Source organism: Streptomyces corallincola, from assembly GCF_019104725.1.
Classification (GTDB): Bacteria; Actinomycetota; Actinomycetes; order Streptomycetales; family Streptomycetaceae; genus Streptomyces; species Streptomyces corallincola.
Window position 1 is genome coordinate 1 of sequence record NZ_JAHRXF010000022.1, and the last position, 15,602, is coordinate 15,602.

12 protein-coding genes are annotated in these 15,602 nt (G+C 72.7%); 10 read left to right on the top strand and 2 right to left on the bottom strand.

Annotation, left to right across the window (positions count from 1 at the left end; genetic code table 11):
* Window positions 1-221: 221 nt before the first annotated feature.
* Window positions 222-800, top strand: a complete 579-nt coding sequence (locus KUM39_RS15775) for a hypothetical protein (RefSeq protein ID WP_217786278.1) — start codon at window positions 222-224, stop codon at window positions 798-800.
* A 49-nt stretch (window positions 801-849) separates the two neighbouring features.
* On the opposite strand, the gene KUM39_RS15780 is transcribed toward KUM39_RS15775, so the two are convergent.
* Complete coding sequence (locus tag KUM39_RS15780; RefSeq protein WP_217786279.1) at window positions 850-1,152, bottom strand: ferredoxin; 303 nt, start codon at window positions 1,150-1,152, stop codon at window positions 850-852.
* A 491-nt stretch (window positions 1,153-1,643) separates the two neighbouring features.
* Here KUM39_RS15780 and arc point away from each other — a divergent pair, with 491 nt between their 5' ends.
* The 8 genes from arc to KUM39_RS15820 all read left to right on the top strand — a co-directional run bounded on the left by arc (window position 1,644) and on the right by KUM39_RS15820 (window position 13,154).
* Complete coding sequence (arc, locus tag KUM39_RS15785) at window positions 1,644-3,410, top strand: proteasome ATPase (protein WP_217786280.1); 1,767 nt, start codon at window positions 1,644-1,646, stop codon at window positions 3,408-3,410.
* A 224-nt stretch (window positions 3,411-3,634) separates the two neighbouring features.
* Window positions 3,635-5,146 (top strand): depupylase/deamidase Dop, encoded by a 1,512-nt coding sequence (dop, locus tag KUM39_RS15790; RefSeq protein WP_372455764.1) that lies wholly within the window; start codon window positions 3,635-3,637, stop codon window positions 5,144-5,146.
* 198 nt (window positions 5,147-5,344) lie between these two features.
* Window positions 5,345-5,563 carry a ubiquitin-like protein Pup gene (locus KUM39_RS15795; RefSeq protein ID WP_217786281.1) on the top strand — a complete coding sequence of 73 codons (219 nt, stop codon included), beginning with the start codon at window positions 5,345-5,347 and terminating at the stop codon, window positions 5,561-5,563.
* Window positions 5,564-5,615: 52 nt separating this feature from the next.
* Entirely contained in the window at window positions 5,616-6,218 is a 603-nt protein-coding gene (locus KUM39_RS15800; protein WP_217786282.1) for an endonuclease VII domain-containing protein, read from the top strand.
* Window positions 6,170-7,015, top strand: a complete 846-nt coding sequence (gene prcB, locus KUM39_RS15805; protein WP_217786284.1) for a proteasome subunit beta — start codon at window positions 6,170-6,172, stop codon at window positions 7,013-7,015. The genes KUM39_RS15800 and prcB overlap by 49 nt, the downstream gene beginning before the upstream one ends.
* A gap of 60 nt (window positions 7,016-7,075) precedes the next feature.
* The gene (prcA, locus tag KUM39_RS15810; protein ID WP_217786285.1) at window positions 7,076-7,816 is read left to right on the top strand and encodes a proteasome subunit alpha; all 741 of its coding nucleotides are present in this window, start codon (window positions 7,076-7,078) and stop codon (window positions 7,814-7,816) included.
* Between the two features lie 229 nt (window positions 7,817-8,045).
* Complete coding sequence (locus KUM39_RS28215; protein WP_246620211.1) at window positions 8,046-8,723, top strand: hypothetical protein; 678 nt, start codon at window positions 8,046-8,048, stop codon at window positions 8,721-8,723.
* A 15-nt stretch (window positions 8,724-8,738) separates the two neighbouring features.
* On the top strand, window positions 8,739-13,154 hold the full coding sequence (locus tag KUM39_RS15820) for a cation-translocating P-type ATPase (protein ID WP_217786286.1): 4,416 nt from the start codon (window positions 8,739-8,741) through the stop codon (window positions 13,152-13,154).
* Window positions 13,155-13,231: 77 nt separating this feature from the next.
* On the opposite strand, the gene KUM39_RS15825 is transcribed toward KUM39_RS15820, so the two are convergent.
* A complete protein-coding gene (locus KUM39_RS15825) occupies window positions 13,232-14,248 on the bottom strand; it encodes a LacI family DNA-binding transcriptional regulator (protein WP_217786288.1) in 1,017 nt (338 codons plus the stop codon).
* An 88-nt stretch (window positions 14,249-14,336) separates the two neighbouring features.
* Between KUM39_RS15825 and KUM39_RS15830 the strand changes: the two genes are divergently transcribed.
* Window positions 14,337-15,596, top strand: coding sequence for an MFS transporter (locus KUM39_RS15830; protein ID WP_217786289.1), 1,260 nt, complete (start codon window positions 14,337-14,339; stop codon window positions 15,594-15,596).
* Window positions 15,597-15,602 lie beyond the last annotated feature (6 nt).

Below are 15,602 nucleotides of genomic sequence, written 5' to 3' on the forward strand. Positions count from 1 at the left end.
CCCCCCCCCCCGACCCCCCCGGGGCCCCCCCCCCCCGGCCCCCCGCCCCCGCCGGACCCCCGGAGCACGCCGCCCCCCCCCCCCCCCGGCCCCCCGCCCCGCCCCCCCGCCCCGCGCCCGCCGAAACCCCGTCCCCCCCCGCCGTTCCCCCACGCTGTGACGTGTGGCACCATGCTGGCCACCCCCGCCCACCGGCACCGCCCACACAGGAGACACTCCTCGTGCAGCACCCCGCCGTCCCGGAACTGGCCCACACGCACACCCGGCCCATCCACTGGGTCGCCACGGCCACCGCCGTCGCCGGCGTGATCGCCCTCTCCTCCCTCGTCCACCCCGGGCCCGCCGCCGCCGAACCCGCACCCGACGCCAAGGCACCCACCGCCCCCGCGCACCGCCCGGCCCCCGGCACCGACGGCGTCCACTTCCCCCTCCCATGCGGACCCGTCAAAGCCGTCGTCGTCAGCACCGCCTCCGGCGACCTCGACGGCGACGGCAACCCCGAGACCGTCGCCGTCGTCCACTGCGACGCCCCGATGGGCACCCCGCCCGACGCTCTCTACGTCCTCACCCGAGGCACCCGCGCCACCACCCCGCGCGTCGTCGCCACCCTCGTGGACCCCGAGGACCGCATCACCGTCACCCGGCTCACCGTCCACGACCGCGCCGTCGGCGCCACCCTCCTCGGGTACTCCTCCACCGACGTACCCCGCTGCTGCCCCGACACGAAGACCCCGACCACCTGGCGCTGGAACGGCACCGCGTTCCGGCGCACCACCGGGGCCGGGGTCCACACCGTCTGACCACCCCGCCCCGACGGCCGGACCGGCCGGGACGGCGCGGGGTGGGATCTCAGTCCGCGCCGGGCCCGTACACCTCGACGCCGTCCGCGACCCGGCGCACATGGATGCACTCGCCCGGACACTCCTTCACCGAGTCCACCACGTCCGTCAGCAACGGCAACGGAACCCGCGTCGTGGCACCCGCCTCCGTCAGCAGCTCGTCCCCGGCACCCTTCACATACGCCAGCCCGTCGATGTCCAGTTCGAACACCTCCGGCGCGTACTGGGCACAGATCCCGTCACCGGTGCACAGATCCTGATCGATCCAGACCTCCAGCGCCGCACCCTCCGGGGCCTCCTGCTGCACGGTCATCCCTCCGCCGTCGAATACACGGCCGACACCCCGGCACACCCTCCGGCGCCGGGCCCCACCGACCGCTGTGGAACACCCCCGACCCTACCTCCGCACCGGGTTTCCGCCCCGCGCACGCCGGGTACGAGCGCCCGGCCGGGGAACGAACCCCCGGCACGCGGAGCACCGGACCGAACCGCCCCGGCGGAGACCCCGCCACGCCCGGCCGTCGCTCTGCGTGATGATCGTACGAGCGAGTTCCAGGCCGCCCGCACACCGGGCGACCGGCCCGGAACGGACAACTCCGGCCAGTCCTGAGCGGTTTCGACCGACCCCGCCGAGGAACACGTCGCTTCCGCATCACGTTGAGTGGGTATTCCCTCCGTGGGAGAGGGAGCGCACCGGGTGACCGACGACACACCTTGACAGTCTTTGTGATCTAGGGGTTTCAATCGACACCCACCCAGGTAGGGTCTGGAAGCGTCCAGCTCCCCTTGGAGGAGGTGAGGACCGTGGCAGCCCACGACGACGACACGAACCGCGGCATCCGCCCGGGACGAGGGTCCGACGACCCCGCCGGGCAGATCGCCTATCTTGAGCAGGAAATCGCCGTCCTGCGGCGCAAGCTCGCCGACTCTCCGCGACACACGAGAATTCTCGAAGAGCGGATCGTCGAGCTGCAGACCAACCTGGCCGGCGTGTCCGCCCAGAACGAACGCCTGGCCGGCACACTCCGTGAGGCCCGCGACCAGATCGTGGCCCTCAAGGAGGAAGTGGACAGACTCGCCCAGCCGCCCGCCGGCTTCGGAGTCTTCCTCCAGGCCAACGAGGACGGCACCGCCGACATCTTCACCGGAGGCCGCAAACTCCGCGTGAACGTCAGCCCCGGCGTCGAGACCGAAGACCTCCGGCGCGGCCAGGAGGTCATGCTCAACGAAGCGCTCAACGTCGTTGAAGCCATGACCTACGAGAGCGTCGGCGACATCGTCACCCTCAAGGAGATCCTCGAGGACGGCGAACGCGCCCTGGTCATCGGCCACACCGACGAAGAACGCGTGGTCCGGCTCGCCGAACCACTCCTCGACGTCACCATCCGCGCCGGAGACGCCCTCCTCCTCGAACCCCGCTCCGGCTACGTCTACGAAGTCGTGCCCAAGAGCGAGGTCGAGGAACTCGTCCTCGAAGAAGTCCCCGACATCGGCTACGAACAGATCGGCGGCCTCGGCGGCCAGATCGAAGCCATCCGCGACGCGGTCGAACTGCCCTACCTCCACCCCGACCTCTTCAAGGAGCACGAGCTGCGCCCCCCCAAGGGCGTCCTGCTCTACGGCCCCCCCGGATGCGGAAAGACGCTCATCGCCAAGGCCGTCGCCAACTCGCTGGCCAAAAAGGTCGCCGAGGTCACCGGCCAGGCCGCCGGCAAGAGCTTCTTCCTCAACATCAAGGGCCCCGAACTCCTCAACAAGTACGTCGGCGAGACCGAACGGCAGATCCGCCTCGTCTTCCAGCGCGCCCGCGAGAAGGCCAGCGAGGGCACCCCCGTCATCGTCTTCTTCGACGAGATGGAATCCCTCTTCCGCACCCGCGGCTCCGGCGTCAGCTCCGACGTCGAGAACACCATCGTCCCCCAGCTCCTCGCCGAGATCGACGGCGTCGAAGGCCTGCAGAACGTGGTCGTCATCGGCGCCTCCAACCGCGAGGACATGATCGACCCCGCCATCCTGCGCCCCGGCCGACTCGACGTGAAGATCAAGATCGAGCGCCCGGACGCCGAAGCGGCCAAGGACATCTTCGGCAAGTACCTCACCGAACGCCTCCCGCTCCACTCCGACGACCTCGGCGAACACTCCGGCGACCGCACGACCACCGTCCAGAGCATGATCCAGACGGCCGTCGAGCACATGTACGCCGAATCCGAGGAGAACCGCTTCCTGGAAGTCACCTACGCCAACGGCGACAAGGAAGTCCTCTACTTCAAGGACTTCAATTCCGGCGCCATGATCGAGAACATCGTGGGCCGCGCCAAGAAGATGGCCATCAAGGACTTCCTCGACAAGAGCCAGAAGGGCCTCCGCGTCTCCCACCTCCTCCAGGCGTGCGTGGACGAGTTCAAGGAGAACGAGGACCTGCCCAACACCACCAACCCGGACGACTGGGCCCGCATCTCCGGAAAGAAGGGCGAGCGGATCGTCTACATCCGCACCCTCATCACCGGCAAGCAGGGCGCCGACACCGGACGCTCCATCGACACGGTGGCCAACACCGGTCAGTACCTGTAGGAAAAGCGGGGCGGCTGCGGGTGCCCACACCGGGCACCCGCAGCCGACTGCTTTCCGGGCAGGCAATTGACGCAAATGATCTCCCCACCAGCGCAAAGGCGTTCTAGGCTCTCTTCTACCGCCGAGTCGCGCAGTGCGGGGACGGGCACCGCACACGCACCGGAGTGCCAGCGGTACGCGAGCGGCCCCCACGACCGAGGGAGCCGCCGGGCAAGGAGGGCCGCATGACCGTACGGCGAGTAATGGGCATCGAGACGGAGTACGGCATCTCCGTCCCCGGCCACCCCAATGCCAATGCCATGCTCACCTCGTCCCAGATCGTCAACGCCTACGCCGCGGCGATGCACCGGGCCCGCCGGGCCCGCTGGGACTTCGAGGAGGAGAACCCGCTGCGCGACGCGCGAGGCTTCGACCTCGCCCGCGAGACCGCCGACTCCAGCCAGCTCACCGACGAGGACATCGGCCTCGCCAACGTCATCCTCACCAACGGCGCCCGGCTCTACGTGGACCACGCCCACCCCGAGTACAGCGCCCCCGAGGTCACCAACCCCCGCGACGCCGTCCTCTGGGACAAGGCCGGTGAACGCATCATGGCCGAGGCCGCCGAACGGGCCGCGCAGCTCCCCGGCGCCCAGCCCATCCACCTCTACAAGAACAACACCGACAACAAGGGTGCCTCCTACGGCACGCACGAGAACTACCTGATGAAGCGGGAGACCGCCTTCTCCGACATCGTGCGCCATCTGACGCCCTTCTTCGTCTCCCGCCAGGTGTTCGCCGGTGCCGGACGCGTCGGCATCGGCCAGGACGGCCACGAACACGGCTTCCAGCTCAGCCAGCGCGCCGACTACTTCGAGGTCGAGGTCGGCCTGGAGACCACGCTCAAGCGGCCCATCATCAACACCCGCGACGAACCGCACGCCGACGCCGAGAAGTACCGGCGGCTGCACGTCATCATCGGCGACGCCAACCTCTCCGAGATCTCGACCTACCTCAAGCTCGGCACCACCGCCCTCGTGCTCTCCATGATCGAGGACGGTTTCATCGCGGTGGACCTCGCCGTGGACCAGCCCGTGCGCACCCTGCACCAGGTCTCCCACGACCCCTCGCTCCAGCACCTCGTCACGCTGCGCAGCGGACGCACGCTGACCGCCGTACAGCTCCAGATGGAGTACTACGAGCTGGCGCGGAAGTACGTGGAGGAGCGGTACGGCGCGGACGCGGACGACCAGACCAGGGACGTGCTGACCCGCTGGGAGGACACCCTCACCCGGCTGGAGAACGACCCGATGAGCCTCGCCGGAGAGCTGGACTGGGTCGCCAAGCGCGAGGTCATGGAGGGCTACCGGCGCCGGGACGGCGTGGACTGGGACGCGGCGCGGCTGCATCTTGTCGATCTGCAGTACGCGGACGTCCGGGCCGACAAGGGGCTCTACAACCGGCTGGTGGCCCGTGGGCGGATGAAGCGGCTGCTGGACGAGTCGGAGGTCGAGCGGGCCCGTACAAAGCCGCCCGAGGACACCCGCGCCTACTTCCGGGGGCGGTGTCTGGAGCAGTACGCGGACGACGTGGCGGCGGCTTCCTGGGACTCGGTCATCTTCGACCTGCCGGGCCGGGACTCCCTCCAGCGGGTCCCAACCCTCGAACCGCTTCGCGGAACGCGTAATCACGTCAAGGAGCTGCTGGACCGCTGTCGCAGCGCGGAAGAGCTGGTCAGAGTGCTGTCCGGCAACTGACGGCGGGCCGTTCGCACACGGACCGGCCGGGCCCGGCGGGGTGGAAATCCCGCCGTCCGGGAATCATCGAGATGGCTCCCGCACGTTGTCGCAACCGCGGGGCCGATGTCGGACCTGGCTTGTAGGGTCTGATCATCACCGATCGGCAGGAATGCCGACCCGTTGACCATGTCGGGCGAACTGAGCGGGGTGAGGGTTATGGCGACCAAGGACACCGGTGGCGGCCAGCAGAAGGCCACACGCTCCACCGAGGAGGTCGAGGAGCAGGCGCAGGACGCGCAGGCCCAGGACGACCTCAAGGAGCGGCAGGAGAAGCTGAGCGACGACGTGGACTCCGTCCTGGACGAGATCGACGACGTGCTTGAGGAGAACGCAGAGGATTTCGTGCGCAGCTTCGTGCAAAAGGGCGGAGAGTAAAGGCCTTGCGGCCTTGCGGCCTTTGAATCGAAGAATGGTGGGGGCTTGAGGGGTGAGTGAGCCGGCGGCGAAGGAATGCGGGAAATGCGGGCGGGAACTGCCCCCGCAGGCTTTCGCGCGGGACCGGAATCGCCTCGACGGCCTCCAGCCGTACTGTCGGGGGTGCGTGGCGCGATACGGCGCCGCGCACTACCGGCGCCGCCGTGAGGCGATGGGAAAGCCCGTTCGGGACAAGCCGGATGTGCCCGTCGGACACAAGTGGTGCCGCACCTGTGGCGAGATCAAGCCGCACGGCGATTGGCACCGCAACGCGACCGCCTCCGACGGTCTGGCCACCCGCTGCAAAGCCTGCAAGGCCGTGCAGGGGAGGCAAGGGCATCTCCAGCGGAAGTACGGGCTCACCGAGGCCGAGCGGAATGATCTGGTCGCTTCTCAAATGGGGCTCTGTTGCATATGTCTTGCCGCTCCCGCCGCGCAGGTGGATCACTGCCATGAGACGGGTAGGGTCCGTGGCGTACTGTGCTTCAGCTGCAACGCTGCGCTGGGGCAGTTCAAGGACCAGCCCGAGGTCATCAGGCGGGCTGCCGCTTACGTGGAGGGAATCGCGTGGAAGCCAACACTCGTAGCACCGGGCGTCTACCGGCTGCCTTCCTGACGCCGGGGTCCTCCTCCTTCATGGACTTCCTCTCCGAGCACCAGCCCGAGCTGCTTCCCGGCAAGCGTCAGCTCCCGGCGGTGCAGGGTGTGCTGGAGGCCCCGCACGGCACGACGATCGTGGCCGTGACCTTCCCCGGCGGTGTGGTCCTGGCCGGTGACCGGCGGGCCACGATGGGGAACGTCATCGCGCAGCGGGACATCGAGAAGGTGTTCCCGGCGGACGAGTACTCGGCGGTCGGCATCGCCGGGACGGCCGGTCTCGCGGTGGAGATGGTGAAGCTGTTCCAGCTAGAGCTGGAGCACTTCGAGAAGGTGGAGGGGGCCCAGCTCTCTCTGGAGGGCAAGGCGAACCGGCTCTCCACGATGATCCGTTCCAACCTCGGCATGGCGATGCAGGGTCTGGCGGTGGTCCCGCTGTTCGCGGGGTACGACCTGGACCGGGAGCGTGGCCGGATCTTCTCGTACGACGTCACCGGTGGGCGTTCCGAGGAGCAGAACTACGCGGCGACGGGCTCGGGTTCGATCTTCGCGCGCGGGGCGATGAAGAAGCTGTTCCGTGACGATCTGAGCGAGGAGCAGGCCACCACGCTGGTGGTGCAGGCGCTGTACGACGCGGCCGACGACGACTCGGCGACCGGTGGTCCCGATGTCGCGCGCCGGATCTACCCGATCATCACCGTGATCACCGAGGACGGCTTCCGCAGGCTGACCGAGGAGGAGGCGTCGGTGCTGTCCCGTTCGGTGCTCCAGGCGCGTCTGGAGCAGCCGGACGGTCCCCGGGCCGCGCTGCTCTGAGCGTGCGCCCGTTCTTGGCTAGGTGATCCAGTGACCATGACAGAAAGGGACGGATAACCGGTGTCAACGCCGTTCTATGTCTCCCCCCAGCAGGCGATGGCCGACCGGGCGGAGTACGCCCGGAAGGGCATCGCGCGCGGTCGCAGCCTGGTGGTGCTGCAGTATGCCGACGGCATTGTGTTCGTCGGTGAGAACCCGTCCCGTGCGCTGCACAAGTTCAGTGAGATCTACGACCGGATCGGGTTCGCCGCGGCCGGTAAGTACAACGAGTACGAGAATCTGCGGATCGGTGGTGTCCGGTACGCCGATCTGCGGGGCTACACCTACGACCGGGACGACGTGACGGCGCGCGGTCTGGCGAACGTGTACGCGCAGACGCTGGGCACGATCTTCTCGTCGGCGGCGGAGAAGCCGTACGAGGTGGAGCTGGTGGTCGCGGAGGTCGGTGACACGCCGGAGGGCGACCAGATCTACCGGTTGCCGCACGACGGTTCCATCGTGGACGAGCACGGCTCGGTGGCGGTGGGTGGCAACGCGGAGCAGATCAGCGGGTTCCTGGACCAGCGGCACCGGGACGGCATGTCGCTGGCGGAGGCGCTGAAGCTGGCGGTGCAGGCGTTGTCGCGGGACACCAACGGCACGGAGCGGGAGATTCCCGCCGAGCGTCTTGAGGTGGCGGTGCTGGACCGTACGCGTCCGCAGAAGCGGAAGTTCAAGCGGATCGTCGGGCGTCAGCTCGGGCGTCTGCTGGAGGCGGACGGTGCGGCGACGGAGGCGGAGAGCTCCGACGAGGAGGAGTAGTCCGTCAGAGCGACGTTGTTCCACTGCGCGCCCCGGCCGTTCTTCGGCCGGGGCGCGCTGTGTTGTGCGCGGGCGGCGCAACGCGTCGGGCCGGGGTGGGCGGTTCGTGGTGGACTGGGGGAGGCGGAATGCCCCGGTGGGTGCCGCTGTGCCCCTTTGAGCTGCGGATGAGCCGGTTCGGTGGGGTACTCGGAGGGTTTCTCGGGACTGCTTCCGAAGGGGTCGTGTCATGGCTGAGCAGGGGTCGTCCTCGGTTCTCGGGGTTCCGGTGCGGGCTGTGGCGTCGGTGTGGGGGCGGCTGCCGGGTTCGGGGGCGGTGGACAGGGTGGCTCGGGGGGCGTTGGACGCGGTGGGGGTGGTGTCGCCGCGTGGGCGGCGGCTGGCGGTGTACGCGGGTGCGGGGGTGTTGGGGGTCGCCGGGGTGGTGGAGTGGCCGGTGGCGCTGACGGGTGCGGCGGTGGCGTGGCTGACGCAGCCGCGTCCCGGTGTGTCGCGTACCGGGGTGTGGGCGGAGGCGGGAGTGGACGGCGGTGCGGGTGCCGGTGGAGCCGGGGACGCGCCGGGGCCGGTGGCGGTGGGTACGGCCGGGGGTGGGGCCGGGCGGGGTGGGGCCGGGCCGGACGACGAGGCGTTGGTGGAGGCCGCCACGCACGCGGGCGGGCGTGCCGCGGGGCGTACGGCGGGGAGTGGTGGGGCGCGGTCGGGGTCCCGTGAGGGTGCGGTCGGTGGGCGGGGGAGGGGGACGGCCGGGCGGGCGAAGAAGGGTGCGTCGGGGGTGCGGTCGCACGGTTCCGGTTCCGCCGGTTCCGGTGAGGTGGCCGGGTCCGGTGGGGAGGGTGCCGAGCCGGGGGTGCGTGGTGGCGGTGGGCTGGGGCCGACCGCGCGGCCCGGTCGTACGGCTCGCTGAGGCGGGGGCGTGGTGATGAGCGTGTTGACGGTGCCGGGTGTCGCGGGTCGGTTCTGGCCGGTGGTGCCCCGGTTGCTGGCGGATGCCGGGCCCGCCGCTGTGGGGTTGGCGGCCGGGGCGTTGGCGGGGTCCGCGCGGGCGGGGGCGCGGGGTGTGGAGTCGGCGGGGCGGGTGGCGCGGGTGGCGGGGAACGCGGTGCCGGGTGGCCGGGCGGGTGGTGTGCGGCATCTGGTGCTGCGGCCCGCGGGGCCGGAGGCGGTGGGGCCGGAGGCGGCGGCGCGGGGGACGGCCGGGCTGGCGCGGCGGGTGGCGGCGGCGTTGGCGGAGCATCCGGATGTGCTGGCGGCCTACTGGGACGAGGGGTTGGCGCGGCTGGTGGTGCGGATGGCGGAGGCCGCCGCCGAGGGTGGGGTGCTGGAGCGGGTGGGGGTGCTGGCGGACCGGCACGGTCTGGTGCTGGCGGACGGGGCGCCGGAGGAGGAGTTGCCGCATCCGGCTGATCCGTCGGCGGTGCGGCTGGCGGCGGCCGCGGTGGCGGCCGACGCGGTGGGGGTGGGGGTGGCGTTGACGGCGCATCGGCTGCGGTTGCCGGCGTCGCCGCGGGTGGTGACGGCGTTGGTGACGTTCCTGCGGGAGAACCCGCGGGTGCGGGCGGCGTTGCGGCGGCGGTTGGGGGGTCCGGGGCGGGAGTTGGCGTTGACGTGTGTGAACGCGGCCGCGCACGGTGCTGGGCAGTCTCCGGCGGCGTTGTTGCTGGACGGTTCGTTGCAGGTGTGCCGGTTGGTGGAGGCGGTGGCGGGGGCGGCGGCGTTCGAGGCGGTGCATGACGAGTTGTGTGTGCCGGAGCGGACGAGTGTGGGGGTGGACGGGACGCCCCGGCCGCCGTTGCGGGCGACGCCCGCGGAGGAGTACGCGGCGCACGCGGCGACCGGGAGTGTGCTGGGCGCGGTGGCGGCGCTGCTGGTGAAGCACGATGTGGGGGAGGCGGCGGAGGCGGTGCTGGCGGGGTCGCCGAAGGCGGCGCGGTACGGGCCCGCGGCGTTCCATTCGGTGCTGGCGGGTGCGTTGGCGCGGGTGGGGGTGCTGGTGCGGGATCCGGAGCGGCTGCGTCAGTTGGAGCTGGCGCGGACGCTGGTGCTGCATCCGAGTGCGGTGCGGGGTGCGGACGGTGCGGCGGACGCGTGGACGGAGCCGGTGCTGGAGGCGGCTCGGCGGGCGCGGTTGCGGATCGTGCTGGTGGACGATCCGGTGCTGGAGGATTTCGCGGGGCTGGCGGATCAGGTGGTGGACGCGGGGCTTCCGCTGGACGAGGTGGTGCGGGAGGCGCGGGAGGGCGGGGGCGCTGTCGTGGCGGTGGCCCGGATGGGTGCGGGGGACGCGCCGGAGGTGCTGGCGGGGCTGCGTGGGAGTGATCTGGCGGTGGCGCTGACCGACCGGGGCGGGGCGGCGGTGTGGTCGGTGGACGTGCTGGCGCGGCACGGGCTCGCTGATGTGTGGCGGTTGCTGGTGGCGGTGCCGGCGGCGCGGGGGGTGGGTCGGCGGGCGCAGGTGCTGGCGCGGTCGGGTGCGGCGTTGTCGGGGTTGCTGGTGGCGGTGGGTGAGTCGCCGCGTGGGCGGAGGCGGCGCCGGTTGCTGGTGCCGGGGTTGCGGCACGCTCCGGTGGATGTGGCGGCCGCTGCGGCGTTGGTGTCGGGGGTGCGGGCCGCGGTGGGGGTGGCGGTGGCGCGGGCGCCGCGTCCGCGGGCGCGGGTGCACTGGCATGCGCTGGGGGCGGAGGAGGCGCGGGAGCGGGTGGTGCGGGAGCCGGATCCGGAGGCGGGGTTCGGGGCGCGGGTGTCGGCGGGGGCGCGGGTGGTGGTGGGGCATCCGGTGCTGGGGCCGGTGCGGTGGTCGGTGCGGTTGGGGCAGGCGGTGCGGGGTGAGCTGGACGATCCGTTGACGCCGGTGCTGGCGGTGGGGTCGGCGGCGTCGGCGTTGCTGGGGTCGGCGGTGGACGCGTTGCTGGTGGTGGGGGCGTTGGATCTGAACGCGCTGGTGGGCGGGGTGCAGCGGTTGCGGGCGGAGCGTGCGGTGTCGGGGCTGCTGGCGGAGCAGAAGCGGAAGGCGCGGGTGGCGCCGCCGCCGGAGGAGGCGCCCGCGGGCGGGACGCGGACGGTGGAGGCGGGGCGGTTGCGGCCGGGCGATGTGATCGAGCTGGCCGGTGACGATGTGGTGCCGGCGGACGGGCGGTTGTTGTGGGAGGAGGGTCTGGAGGTCGATGAGTCGGCGTTGACGGGTGAGTCGTTGCCGGTGCGGAAGCGGACGGACGCGGCGCCGCACGCGGCGGTGGCGGACCGGCACTGCATGGTGTTCGAGGGGACGACGGTGGTGGCGGGGCGGGCGCGGGCGCTGGTGGTGGACACGGGGGAGCGTACGGAGGCGGCGCGGGCGGTGCATCTGGCGGCGCGGACGCCCGCCGCGGGCGGGGTGCAGGCGCGGTTGCAGGAGATCACGGCGCGGGCGTTGCCGTGGACGCTGGCGGGTGGTGCGGGGGTGACGGCGTTGTCGTTGCTGCGGGGGACGCCGGTGCGGGAGGCGGTCAGCGGGGGTGTGGCGGTGGCGGTGGCGGCGGTGCCGGAGGGGTTGCCGCTGGTGGCGACGGTGGCGCAGTTGGCGGCGGCGCGGCGTCTTGGGCGGCGGGGTGTGCTGGTGCGGACGCCGCGCACGCTGGAGGCGTTGGGGCGGATGGACACGGTGTGCTTCGACAAGACGGGCACGCTGACGGAGAACCGGTTGCGGCTGGTGCGGGTGTGCGACGCGGGCGGCACGGTGTACGCGGTGGACGATCCGGGTGCGGCGGGGACGGTGCGGTCGGCGGCGCGGGCGTGTCCGCGGGGGAACGGGGACGTGCGGCGGCCGGTGCACGCCACGGACGAGGCGGTGCTGGACGCGGCGGGCGAGGATTCGGGGTGGACGCAGTTGGAGGGGCTGCCGTTCGAGGCGGGGCGGGGGTACGCGGCGGCGGTGGGCCGGACCGGGGACGGGGTGCGGCTGCTGGTGGTGAAGGGTGCCCCGGAGACGGTGCTGCCCGCGTGTCCGGAGCTCGCCGGGCATGCCGCCGGGGCCGCGCACGAGCTGGCCGGGGACGGGCTGCGGGTGCTGGCGGTGGCGGAGCGGGTGCTGGACGGGTCGGAGGACGCGGCGGCGGTGCTGGCCGGGCCGTTGGGCGGGTTGGGCTGTACGGGGCTGCTGGCGCTGTCGGACGTGCCGCGCGCCACGTCGGAGGCGCTGGTGAACGGGTTGTACCGGGCGGGGGTGCGGCCGGTGATGCTGACCGGTGATCATCCGCGTACGGCGCGGGCGATCGCGCGGGATCTGGGGTGGCCGGTGGATCCGGTGGTGGTGACGGGGGAGGAGCTGACGGCGGCGGACCGTTCTTCGCGGGCGCGGATGCTGCGGGAGGCGGGGGTGGTGGCGCGGGTGGCGCCGGAGCAGAAGCTCCAGGTGGTGGAGGCGTTGCGGGACGCGGGCCGGGTGGTGGGGATGGTCGGGGACGGGGCGAACGACGCCGCCGCGATCCGGGCGGCGGACATCGGGGTGGGGATCAACGCGCGGGGTTCGGCGGCGGCCCGGAACGCGGCGGACATCGTGCTGACGGACGACGATCTGACGGTGCTGGTGGACGCGGTGGGGGAGGGGCGCGCGCTGTGGCACAGCGTGGCGGACGCCATCGCCATTCTCATCGGGGGGAACGCGGGCGAGGTCGGGTTCGGGCTGCTGGGCACGCTGCTGTCCGGGCGGGCGCCGCTGTCCACGCGCCAGATGCTGCTGGTGAACCTGTTCACGGACCTGTTCCCGGCGATGGCGGTGGCGGTGACGCCGAGCACGGACGACGGCACGGGCGGCACACGCGGCACGGACGGCACAGGCGGCACGGAGGGTACTGACGGTACGGCTGACCGAGGCGACGACACCGGCGGCGGCCCGGCTTCCGGTGCTGTCGCGGCGGCGATGCGGACCCTGCCGGACGGCCCCGAGGACGCGGCGGGCGGGGTGCTGGGGGAGCCGCTGATGCGGCAGATCCGGCACCGGGCGCTGACGACCTGTCTGGGCGCGTGCACGGCGTGGCTGTTCGGCCGGTTCACTCCGGGCACGGTCCGCCGGTCCAGCACGATGGCCCTGTGCGCGGTGGTCGGCACCCAGCTGGCCCAGACCCTCCTGGACCGCCGGGACAGCCCCCTGGTCCGCTTCACGTCCCTCGGCTCGGCCGCCGCCCTGGTCGTCCTGGTCCAGTTCCCCGGCGTCAGCCGCCTGGTCGGCTGCACCCCGCTGGGCCCGGTGGCCTGGGCGGGCGTGGCCGCGGGCATCACGGTGGCGCTGGCGGGCCAGCGGGCGCTGCCCCGTCTGGAGGCGCTGGTGCGGGGGCTGGCCGGGAGCACGGCGGCGGCCTGAGGGCCGCTGTCCAGCGCCCGGGGCCGCCTTGGGCCCGCCATCCCCCGGTGCCCCGGCAGCCCGCCCCGGCCGCCCCCTCAGTCCTCCCTGGCCGGTCCCGTGGACCCCCGCACCATCAGCTCGACCCCGATGTCTCCGGTCTCGGGGCGGCGGCCGTCCAGGACGGCGAGGAGGGTCTCCATGCCGCGTTCGCCGAAGAGGTCGGCGTCGAGGCGGACGGTGGTGAGTTCGGGGTCGAGCGCGGTGGCGAGGCCGAGGTCGTCCATGCCGGTGACGGAGATGTCGTCGGGGACGCGGAGGCCGAGGCGGCGCAGGGCCTTGTAGGCACCGGCGGCGAGTTTGTCGTCGTCGCAGACGACGGCGGTGGGGCGGGGGCCGGGGGCGCCGAGGGCGGTCTCGACGGCGTCCAGGGCGTCCTCGATGACGATGGGCGCGGACACGGTCCGCAGGGTGGTGCCGGGTTCGGCGGCCAGCGCGGTGGCGAGGGCCTCGGCGCGTACCTCGAAGGTCCAGGAGGGCACGTCGGCCGCGAGGTGCAGGACGCGGCGGTGGCCGAGGGCGAGGAGGTGGGCGGCGACCTGGCGGGCGCCGTCGGCGATGTCGAGGTTGACGGTGGCGGCGCCGAGGCTGCCCGCCGGGTCGCTGTCGAGCATGACGAGCGGGAGCTGTTCGCCGCGGATGGCGGTGAGCGCGTCGGCGGCCATCGAGGAGGCGAGGACCCCGTCGAGGGCGGACTCGGCGGAGGCGAATGGGTCGGGGGCGGGGCCGATGCCCTCGGGCGAGGGGTAGAGGACGAGTCCGAAGCCGTTGCGGGCGGCGACGCGGGCGGCGCCGGTGTAGACGCCGCCGAAGAACTCGGTGGTGAGCGCGGGCACCACCAGCAGGACGGTACGGGTGCGGCCCAGGCGGAGGTTGCGGGCGGCGAGGTTGGGCCGGTAGCCGAGTTCGCGGGCGGCCTCGCGGACCCGTTCGGCGGTGGCCTCGGAGACCCGGCCGCGCCATTTGTCGCCGAGGACGAGGGAGACGGCGGCCTGGGACACCCCGGCCGCGCGCGCCACGTCACGGCTGGTCGGGCGCGTACTGCTGCGAACCACGGCCGGAGCGCTCCTTCGTGTGGACGTGCGAACAGCGCACATGGTACGTATGAATCCGCACGTTATACGTAACACTTGGAGGCAGGGCATGGCCGCGGGATACGCGGAGATCCTCCGGACGCGGCACGCGGCCCGACTGCTCACCGGCACCCTGGTGGGCCGGCTGCCCAACGCGACCGCCGTGATCGCGCTGGTGGTCTTCGTCCGGTCCGGGGGTGGCACCTACACCCTGGCGGGCGGGCTGGCGGCCGTCTACGGCGTCGCCAACGCGGTCGGCCAGCCGGTGCTGGGGCGGCTCGTGGACCTGTACGGGCAGCCGCGCGTCCAGCTGTCCGCCGCCATGCTCTCCGCGCTGGCGATGACGGCGTTCGCGCTGCTGGGCACCGGTTCGCTCCTCCTGGCGTACGGGACGGTGGCCGCCGCCGGTCTCTTCACCCCGCCGCTGGAGGGCGGACTGCGCGCGCTGTGGCCGGGGGTGCTGCGCCGCGCGGACCAGCTGCACACGGCGTACGCGATGGACGCGGTCGCCCAGGAGGTCATGTTCACGGTCGGCCCGCTGCTGGTGACCCTGTGCGTGACGCTGTGGTCGGCACGGGCCGCCCTGCTGGTGCTGAACGCGATCGGGGTGCTCGGCGCGCTCTCGGTGGCCCTGTCGCCGCCCTCGCGGGCCTGGCGGTCCGCGCCGCGCGAGGCGCACTGGCTGGGCGCGCTGCGCTCGCCCGGTCTGCTGGCGCTGCTCGCCGCGTTCCTGTGCGTCGGCATGGCGATGGGCTCCATCACCGTCGCCTCCCTCTCGTACGCCGACGGGCACGGCGGGGACGCCGTGTACGGCTGGATGATGGCCGGGCTCGGCCTCGGCGCGCTGGTCGGTGGCACCGTGTACGGCGCGCGGCCGTGGGCGGGCGCCCCCGAGCGGCGACTGCGGGTCCTGGTGGCCCTGCTGGCGGTGTGTTACCTGCCGCCGGCGCTGATGCCGGGCCCGGTGGCGATGGTGCTGCTGTCGGTGCTCTCCGGGGTGTTCCTCGCCCCCTGTCTGGCCTGCGTGTTCGTCCTGGTGGACCGGTACGCGCCGCGCGGCACCGTCACCGAGGCGTTCTCCTGGCTGGTGACCACGTTCACCGTCGGCGCCTCGGTGGGCACCGGCATCGCGGGACCCGTCGTGCAGGCGGGCGGCACGCTCTGGGGTTTCGTGCTGCCGGGGGCCGCCGGGGCCCTGTCCCTGCTGGTGCTGCTGGCCACCGGCAGGGCCCTCGCGGCGCCCGGCGCTCGGGCCATTCCGGCGGCCACTTCGGAAAATGATCCGAATCGTGCTGCCCAACCCCGTTTCAGCTCGGGTGATCGGGCGTAATGTTCA

Excerpts from the sequence above, each read along its gene's own strand:
- KUM39_RS15780 (WP_217786279.1), bottom strand. The coding sequence starts at position 1,152 with ATGACCGTGCAGCAGGAGGCCCCGGAGGGTGCGGCGCTGGAGGTCTGG.
- dop (WP_372455764.1), top strand. The coding sequence starts at position 3,635 with ATGACCGTACGGCGAGTAATGGGCATCGAGACGGAGTACGGCATCTCC.
- KUM39_RS15795 (WP_217786281.1), top strand. The coding sequence starts at position 5,345 with ATGGCGACCAAGGACACCGGTGGCGGCCAGCAGAAGGCCACACGCTCC.
- KUM39_RS28215 (WP_246620211.1), top strand. The coding sequence starts at position 8,046 with ATGGCTGAGCAGGGGTCGTCCTCGGTTCTCGGGGTTCCGGTGCGGGCT.
- KUM39_RS15820 (WP_217786286.1), top strand. The coding sequence starts at position 8,739 with ATGAGCGTGTTGACGGTGCCGGGTGTCGCGGGTCGGTTCTGGCCGGTG.
- KUM39_RS15830 (WP_217786289.1), top strand. The coding sequence starts at position 14,337 with ATGGCCGCGGGATACGCGGAGATCCTCCGGACGCGGCACGCGGCCCGA.